Origin of the sequence: Shewanella sp. N2AIL (assembly GCF_022690845.1) — a bacterium.
In the GTDB taxonomy this organism is placed as follows: domain Bacteria; phylum Pseudomonadota; class Gammaproteobacteria; order Enterobacterales; family Shewanellaceae; genus Shewanella; species Shewanella baltica.
Map to the genome: position 1 here is coordinate 59,017 of NZ_JALBYT010000027.1, position 8,502 is coordinate 67,518.

Sequence of the window (8,502 nt, forward strand, 5' to 3'; positions counted from 1 at the left end):
CATCCCTAATCAAGTGAATGATCAGAGTTTGAAAACAGCGAGTTTGCCGTTTAAATTCAGTGATAACTCCGCCAAACTTTCACTTTCTTGGGCGAGATAGGTTGCCGATTCAGAAACTTCGAGCGCTGAGTTATTAATCCCGCACACGTTTCTGTTCATGTCTTCAGCGACCACACTTTGTTCTTCTGCGGCGGTAGCGATATGGGTCGCCATGTCACTCACATGTTTGATGTGGGCTACGATAAGCGATAAATCACTTCCCGCTTTTGCCGATTGACTCACACTGTTTTCTGCCAGCGCACGGCTTGCATCCATTGCCTTCGCGGCGCTCACGGCTCGTTGTTGCAATAATGAAATCGTGTTCTGAATTTCTTCGGTTGATTGCCTAGTGCGACTGGCGAGTTGTCTCACTTCATCGGCGACCACAGCAAACCCTCGTCCTTGCTCGCCTGCGCGGGCGGCTTCAATGGCGGCATTCAGTGCGAGTAAGTTAGTTTGATCTGAAATTGCGCTGATCACTGAGGTCACTTCGCTGATCTGCATGACTTCCTCTTTGAGCATGTTCACTTGATCCGTCGCTTGCTCCACTTCTTTGGCAAGGGCATGGATTCCGTCCACACTGGCGTGGACATCTTGGTCGCCAAGGCCTGCTTCCCATGTGGCTTCTTTGGTATCTTTGGCCGTGCTCTCCGCATTATTCGCCACATCGGCGATAGTGGCGCTCATTTCATTCATGGCGGTGGCGAGCTGGGCAAGCTGATCCCGCTGATTATTCACCGCTTGATTGGTTTCCTCTGCGGTTGAGGCGATACGAGCCGAGGCCTGGGCAACATTATCAGCGCTATGACTCGCTTCCAGTAAGGTGCTACGAATCGAGCCAATGCTTTGGTTGATGTTGCGGGCTAAGGTGCCAAGCTCGTCTTTACCATAGACCTTTAATTGCGTGGTTAAATCTCCCTTTGTGATGGCGAGCATCGCCTGATTTACATCATCCAGTGGCCGAGTGATAGAGTGACTAATGGCATAACCTAGCCAAGCCATGAGCAAGATAAGCACTAATGTCGTGCCTCCCATGACAAAATACTCATGCCAAATGGTGGCTTCGATATCTTGGAGTAACATGCCTGAGCCCAAGATCCAGCCCCAAGGTTTAAATCCCATTACCAGTGACATTTTTTGCGCCGATTTACCGTTAGCTGTCGTCCAGCGGTATTCGACTAAGCCTTGTTTGCCATCACGGCCGAGTTCGACCATTTTGTACCAGTAGTTTTCTTCGCCTTGATTGCCCATTTGTTGGCCAACTAATTCTCTTTTGATGGGGTGGACGATGACGCGCCTCGATTCATCAATCACAAACAAGTAGTTATCATTATCAAAGCGCATGTCGTTCAACATGTCCTTGGCGGCTTGCTGTGCTTGCTCTAAGGGCAGTGATTGGGATAACGCCTGAATGCGGCTGCTGGCGAGGGACAATACGGCATTGAGCCGTGCCTCACGCTCCGCCATCAGATTATGTTTTAAAGCGGTAACAGAAATAACGAGTAAAATTAAGGCGCCTGCGAGGGCGATGATGAGCTGTAATGCGAGTTTGCGATTGACGGCTATGTCAGCGAGTTTGAACATATGATCTCCATGTCTTGGTGTAGCTATTTAAGCCATTCCTCAGCTCAATTTGTTGGCGGATATTGGCGAAAGATGTGTGGGGTAAAGTTAGCGATATAAGCATTGCTGGCTTTGGTAAAATTTCCAGTTGATGGATTAAATTAATCGGCTAAATTGCGGAGTTTTAATAGGAATTGTGAGCAATGTTGCAATTGCAACCTTAGCACTTTTAGCTATTGAGAGGATGCGAGGTTTGAAAAAGGGGTAATACCAACCGTATTAAATATCTGTTCATTCAGCGGGAGTTCAACGCGCTTTAGACAAGGCGAAGGCTTGAAGGCATAGTGGTGCTCTGTCGAAAGCCTTAAACGCAGTATAAAGCGCGTTGCTACGCCGTTAACATCAGCCGCCCTTCGGGAGCCTCACAGGCATCGCACTCCGGTGTTGCATTGACTTAAAAGGGAATAACCATTTCTGCGTCAATGCGCCTTGGATTGAGATGCCTGTGAGGCTCTGAACTGATTAGATATTTAATGTGATTGGTATAAGGTGACTGCCGAGTCACTTAACACAGCTGCTCAGTTTAAACCCCAGCGCACCAAGAACGGTGCGCTGAGTGTTGTCTATTTGAAGGATTCTTACGTTGAAGGCTTATGCTGTTGGCATTAACCGTGGCTGATAAGTTGTGGCTCGGTACTGGCGGATGTTGCACTAATGCCAGCCGCGACTTGCTTCATCGCACCGGTGAGTTGGCTTAATTGCGCTGGGCTAATTATATAGGGCGGCATGATATAAATAAGGTTAGCGAAGGGGCGAACCCACACCCCTAAATCAACAAATTGTTGCTGCAACTCTGCCGTGTTGACGGGTTCGTGCATCTCTAACACGCCCACTGCGCCGAGCACTCGCACATCTTTTACGCTGGGTAAGTTAATCGCATCTTTAAGTTCTAAGCGCATTTGCTGCTCGATAGCGGCCACTTGCGCTTGCCATTCATTGCGATTGATTAAGTCTACGCTTGCACACGCGGCCGCGCAGGCCAGCGGGTTACCCATAAACGTCGGCCCATGCATAAACACGCCGGCGGGAGATTGGCTGATTCCTTGGGCGACGTTATCGGTACATAGCGTTGCTGCTAGGCTGATGTAACCGCCCGTTAGCGCTTTACCTAAACATAAGATATCTGGAGTGATATTGGCATGTTCATAGGCAAACAGCTTGCCTGTGCGGCCAAAACCCGTGGCGATTTCATCTAAAATCAACAACACATCAAATTCATCACACAGGGCACGAAGACCCACTAAATAATCTGCGCTGTAGAAACGCATCCCGCCAGCGCCTTGCATGATCGGCTCTATGATCACAGCGGCAATCTCATGGTGATTAATGCTTAATATGTCGCGCATTGCGGTTAAATCATCGGCTTGTAAGGCTTCGCCAAAGGCGGTTTGTGGTGCAGGCACAAAGGATTGCTTAGTGACCGCATCGCCGAACATAGTGTGCATGCCACCTTCGGGATCGCACACGCTCATGGCGGCAAAGGTATCGCCGTGATATCCCTTCTTAACGGTAAGAATACGTTGTTTTAGCGGTAGCTCTTGATGTGCGATTTGTTCCTGCGAGCTTTGACCTTGCCAACTCTTTCCTTGCAAACTTTGACCTTGCCAATATTGCAGCGCCATTTTGATCGCCACTTCCACTGAGATAGAGCCAGAGTCGCATAAAAAGACTTTCGTCAGCGGCTCGCAGGTCATAGCGATAAGTTTTTTACACAGTTCAATGGCGGGCTCATGTGTGATGCCGCCAAACATTACATGGCTCAGCTGATGCAGCTGTTTTTCCATCGCGGTTAATATCTCGGGATGCGCATAACCGTGCACGCAGGCCCACCATGAGCTAGTGCCATCGACTAGCTTGCGGCCATCGACGAGTTCGAGCTCGCAGCCCTTTGCGCTATGTACACCAAAAACAGGAAGAGAACGGGTCATTGAGGTGTAAGGATGCCAAATATGGGCGCTATCAAAATCAAAATCGAGTAAATTGCGCATAAATGCTCACTAGGTTGGTGGTAAAGTAGCCATTAGTAAACTGAGTTCACTGGTTGGCGTTGACAGTTTAAGGGCTGAGGTTATCCTAGCCAAGATAAAAGACAGAATAAAAAGGGTGTTCAATGTCGCAGTTGCAAGTTCGTCATGATTGGAAGCGGGAAGAAATCGAAGCCTTATTTGCGCTGCCGATGAATGATTTGTTATTTAAAGCCCACAGCATTCACCGTGAAGTGTACGATCCCAATGAAGTGCAAATTAGCCGCTTGTTATCGATTAAAACCGGTGCTTGCCCTGAGGATTGTAAATACTGCCCACAGAGCGCCCGTTATGACACAGGTTTAGAGAAAGAGCGTTTGCTGGCAATGGAAACTGTGCTGACCGAAGCGCGCAGTGCTAAAGCCGCGGGGGCATCTCGTTTCTGTATGGGCGCCGCTTGGCGTAACCCGAAAGAAAAAGACATGCCGTACCTTAAGCAAATGGTACAAGAAGTCAAAGCCTTAGGCATGGAAACCTGCATGACGCTTGGCATGCTTTCTGAAGAGCAGGCGAACGATTTAGCTGGCGCAGGCTTAGATTATTACAACCACAATTTAGATACTTCGCCTGAATACTACGGCGATGTGATCACCACTCGTACCTATCAAAATCGTTTAGATACCCTGACACATGTGCGTGCTTCTGGCATGAAAGTGTGTTCTGGCGGGATTGTCGGCATGGGTGAAAAGGCGACGGATCGTGCAGGCTTACTGCAACAGCTGGCCAATTTACCCCAGCACCCTGATTCAGTGCCGATCAATATGTTAGTCAAAGTGGCGGGCACACCTTTTGAGAAGCTTGACGATCTCGATCCACTCGAATTTGTGCGTACCATTGCCGTGGCACGTATTTTAATGCCGCTTTCGCGCGTGCGGTTATCGGCGGGTCGCGAAAATATGAGTGATGAACTGCAGGCCATGTGTTTCTTTGCTGGCGCCAACTCGATTTTCTACGGTTGTAAATTGCTGACCACGCCAAACCCAGAAGAAAGCGATGATATGGGGCTATTCCGACGTTTAGGCTTACGTCCAGAACAGGGCGCTGCGGCAAAATTGGAAGAAGAAAGTGCTGTTCTAGCCAAAGCGGCGGCCTATCAAGATAAGTCATCGGCACAATTCTATGACGCGGCGGCTTTGTAAGCACACTGACTTCATGTTGTTTGACGTATATCTTGAATAACATATCAATCCTGTCGGCGCAGTCTGTATTGACTGCGGCCAACAGGTTTATTCAATGTGTTCTATTCCTAAGATAAATCTGCTTAAATCGCACACTCTTGAGGCTAAATTGATGAGTTCTCTGCTTGAGACTAAAATTGCCGCCCGTCAGCATGCTTTGCGTGAGCAAGGATTACTGCGCCAACGTAAAGTGCTGAGTGTCGATCATGCCATTAACACCAACGCATCCACTTCGAGCCCACGTTTTGTGTTTGAAGGTCGCACTTATGTCAATTTCAGTAGTAATGATTATTTAGGTTTATCCCGCGAACCTGAACTCGCTGAGGTCTTGCACCTTGGCGCACAAATCTACGGTGTGGGCAGCGGCGCATCGCCCTTAGTGACAGGTTACTGTGACGCACATTTGGCGCTGGAGCGTGAACTTTGCGCCTTAACGGGACATGAAGCGGCATTATTATTTTGCTCGGGCTTTAGTGCTAATACGGCGCTGATGAAAACCCTATTTGATCAACACGATATTGTTGTTGCCGACAAACTCGTACACGCCTCAATTATTGATGGTTTGCACGATAGTGGCGCGCAGCTTAAACGTTTTTTACACAATTCCTTAGAAAGCGCTGAGCGGTTACTCGCTCGACATCACACATCGGCGTTAATCACTGAAAGCGTGTTTAGCATGGACGGAGATTGTGCACCGATTGCTGAGTTATCGGCGCTTTGTCAGCAAAATAACACTTGGTTGATTGTCGATGATGCCCATGGTTTTGCGGTGCTCGATGGTTATCACAATGCTGATGCCGCCAAGCTTATCGATGTGCAAGTGGTCACTTTTGGTAAAGCATTAGGTTGCCAAGGTGCGGCCGTGTTGGGGAGTCAGGCACTGATCGAGTATTTAGTCAGTAACGCCCGTGAATACATTTACTCGACCGCTTTATCGCCCGCCAATGCCGCATTAGCGTTAGCCGCTGCTCAGTACTGCACAGCACATCCCGAGTTACAGCAAAAACTGCGTGAGAATATCACGCTGTTCAAACGATTATGCCTTGAGGCGAATGTGCCCCTTTTAGGTTCAGATACCGCGATTCAGCCGCTGGTCATTGGGGATGCGCGGCAAACATTGCAAGTAGCCGAGGAGCTAAGGGCTGCAGGGATTTGGGTTGGCGCGATTCGCCCGCCGACCGTGCCTGTGGGCTCTGCGCGTTTACGTATTACCTTAACGGCCGCCCATGCCGCGGAAGATATCGCGGCCTGTGCTGCGCAATTAGCTCAAGTGCTCAGTCGCGTCGGTGTGCCGCTTGTGACTGAACGACAAGCTACGGATGATCACAGATAAATGTACGCGATTGAAGGCGTTATTCTATTGAATTTTAAGTTTTTATGGTTGAGTGTTAACTGCAATGCCAAGCCCGATTAAATCCAGCAAGCCCAACGCGAGTGAATCAAGCTCTAACGTGCTCAAGCCTAGTGAGCTCAAATCTAGTGAGTCCAGCTCTTGTGGGTCAATATCTCACGAGATGAATGTGAGCGAATATGCTGTAATGCCAGCTTTTGAAAAACCAGCTATTGGAAAAAGAGCAATTGAGAAAGTAGCCAATACACACGGCGCTCAGATTGCCGAACGATTCTCTGCAGCGGCCCATAGTTATCAAGACCATAACCAGTTACAACGTCTGAGCGCCGCCAGTTTACTCAGTGAGTTTACCGCCAAAGGTCATCTGTTGGACATTGGCGCTGGCCCTGGGACCGATTTTTCGGTGCATGATTTTGCACATCAATCTGAGCATCACGCTGAGCAGGGTTCGATACAAAATCCACAGACGACTGTGTTTGCTGTGGATATCGCCCTTGGCATGTTGCACAAGCTAAAACAATCTTATCCCGATTATCACGGCGTGTGCGCCGATGCCGAGTGTTTACCTTTTGTCGATGGCTGCATCGATGTGATTTATTCGAATTTGGCTTTGCAATGGTGTGGGAATTTCGCCGCTGCGGTCGCCGAAATGGCGCGAGTGCTTAAGCCAAATGGCGAGTGTCATTTGAGCCTAGTAGCGCAGGGAAGTTTGAATCAATTAGCCGAATTAGGCTTAAGAGTGAATGACTTTTCGACGCTAGAGTCGCTAAAAGCGGCATTTAAACTCGATACATGGCAGTCGTTAGAGGTGCAGCTCATTCCTATGACAGTGCATTTTGATACGCTCAAAACCTTACTCTATTCCATTAAAGGGGTAGGTGCATCGGTGCAATCGGTCAGCTCAAACCATTCAGCTCATTCAATCAGTTCAGCCAACTCAACCCGTTTAATTGACTCGACAACGCAAGCAGCAGGAGAAGTTGCTGGTGCAATAGCCGCTGCAGATTTAGCTCCGCGGCTGCGTGGTCGCCAAGATTGGCTGGCAATGCAGGCCAAAGCCGAGTCTTTACGTGTACCCCAAGGTTTGCCGTTAACCTATCAGATAGTGCAGATACGTGCTCGGCGCGGGATATAACAGTTTCGCGTTATGTTTAAGCTAAAGCAGTGTTTCAGCTACAGCAATCATCATGCAAATATATTTAGCATTGGTGAGCGATAGGGGCTTTAGTGTGTAGATTTATGGATTGGTTGCTTTTAGCTTCACCCAGAGTGTATTTCATAAAAACCACTCAGTAGCGACAGATAAGGATCTAATATGTTTTTTGTAACAGGTACAGATACCGACAGTGGTAAAACCTTAGTTTCATCGGCGCTGTTAACCGCAGTAAACCGTTTGGGCGCGATAGCCAGCGCTGACTCGGCTGTGAGTATTTTGGCTTCTAACACGCTGTCTACCTTAGGTGTTAAGCCCATCGCCTCGGGCTGTGCGCAAACCTCCGAAGGCTTACGTAATGCCGATGCGCTGCAACTTATGACGTCATCTTCACTAAAACTGGCCTATTCCGCCATCAATCCTTTTACCTTCGAGCCTGCGATTGCGCCGCATATTGCTGCCGCCCAAGTGGGCGTGGGTTTAGCGCCTGAAGTCATTATCGAAAGCTTGGATTTAGCAGCGTTTGCTCAAGCGGATTTTTGTTTGATTGAGGGCGCGGGTGGCTGGCGTTTACCCTTAGGTGATGGCCGATATTTATCGGAAGTGGTACAGAAATTAGAACTGCCAGTGATACTCGTAGTGGGCATGAAACTCGGCTGCTTAAATCACGCACTGCTGACTCAAGAGGCGATATTGGCTGATGGGCTTAAGATTGCTGGCTGGGTTGCCAATTGTGTCGACCCGAATATGCGTATGTTTGCGGAAAACTTGGCGAATCTTAAAGAGATGATGTCAGCACCTTTCCTCGGCTGTGTGCCTTTTCTTGATGATCCCAGTGCTGAAAATGCCGCCGATTATCTTGATACTTCGCCGCTTTTTCAAAGCGCAGAGGCTAATACACAACCAGTGCCTAACTAATGCTTAGCCGCTTAATACTTTCAGCTAAGTGCTATCGTAATGTTTTGAGACCAAAAGCCTCACATTAGGTGAGGCTTATTTCTATCAAATGTCCCGTCCTGAAATACGTTGACATAAAGAGGACTTCTTTATGACAACATCAATTAACTCAAGCCGTAAGCGCACACAACGAGATTACACCTTAGCCTTTAAATTACGCGTTGTAGAGCGTGTTGA

The 8,502-nt window shown here is 48.5% G+C and carries 7 protein-coding genes; 5 read left to right on the forward strand and 2 right to left on the reverse strand.

Features of this window, described 5'->3' with window-relative positions; translation table 11 throughout:
- Nucleotides 1-21: 21 nt before the first annotated feature.
- On the reverse strand, nt 22-1,623 hold the full coding sequence (locus tag MO387_RS15585) for a methyl-accepting chemotaxis protein (RefSeq protein WP_006081263.1): 1,602 nt from the start codon (nt 1,621-1,623) through the stop codon (nt 22-24).
- A gap of 644 nt (nt 1,624-2,267) precedes the next feature.
- Nucleotides 2,268-3,650, reverse strand: a complete 1,383-nt coding sequence (gene bioA / locus MO387_RS15590; RefSeq protein ID WP_242326370.1) for an adenosylmethionine--8-amino-7-oxononanoate transaminase — start codon at nt 3,648-3,650, stop codon at nt 2,268-2,270.
- A 122-nt stretch (nt 3,651-3,772) separates the two neighbouring features.
- Between bioA and bioB the strand changes: the two genes are divergently transcribed.
- The 5 genes from bioB to MO387_RS15615 form a co-directional block, all read left to right on the forward strand.
- Entirely contained in the window at nt 3,773-4,825 is a 1,053-nt protein-coding gene (bioB, locus tag MO387_RS15595) for a biotin synthase BioB (RefSeq protein WP_220592702.1), read from the forward strand.
- Nucleotides 4,826-4,976: 151 nt separating this feature from the next.
- Nucleotides 4,977-6,197, forward strand: a complete 1,221-nt coding sequence (locus tag MO387_RS15600) for an 8-amino-7-oxononanoate synthase (protein WP_107947121.1) — start codon at nt 4,977-4,979, stop codon at nt 6,195-6,197.
- Nucleotides 6,198-6,261: 64 nt separating this feature from the next.
- A complete protein-coding gene (locus MO387_RS15605) occupies nt 6,262-7,350 on the forward strand; it encodes a methyltransferase domain-containing protein (protein WP_107950190.1) in 1,089 nt (362 codons plus the stop codon).
- A 180-nt stretch (nt 7,351-7,530) separates the two neighbouring features.
- Nucleotides 7,531-8,286: a dethiobiotin synthase gene (gene bioD, locus MO387_RS15610; RefSeq protein WP_107947122.1), complete on the forward strand. Its 756-nt coding sequence runs from the start codon at nt 7,531-7,533 to the stop codon at nt 8,284-8,286.
- A 130-nt stretch (nt 8,287-8,416) separates the two neighbouring features.
- Nucleotides 8,417-8,502: valyl-tRNA synthetase (locus tag MO387_RS15615; protein ID WP_242326061.1), on the forward strand; the 86-nt coding region annotated here is incomplete at its 3' end.

Excerpts from the sequence above, each read along its gene's own strand:
- bioD (WP_107947122.1), top strand. The coding sequence starts at position 7,531 with ATGTTTTTTGTAACAGGTACAGATACCGACAGTGGTAAAACCTTAGTT.
- MO387_RS15600 (WP_107947121.1), top strand. The coding sequence starts at position 4,977 with ATGAGTTCTCTGCTTGAGACTAAAATTGCCGCCCGTCAGCATGCTTTG.
- bioA (WP_242326370.1), bottom strand. The coding sequence starts at position 3,650 with ATGCGCAATTTACTCGATTTTGATTTTGATAGCGCCCATATTTGGCAT.
- MO387_RS15605 (WP_107950190.1), top strand. The coding sequence starts at position 6,262 with ATGCCAAGCCCGATTAAATCCAGCAAGCCCAACGCGAGTGAATCAAGC.
- bioB (WP_220592702.1), top strand. The coding sequence starts at position 3,773 with ATGTCGCAGTTGCAAGTTCGTCATGATTGGAAGCGGGAAGAAATCGAA.
- MO387_RS15585 (WP_006081263.1), bottom strand. The coding sequence starts at position 1,623 with ATGTTCAAACTCGCTGACATAGCCGTCAATCGCAAACTCGCATTACAG.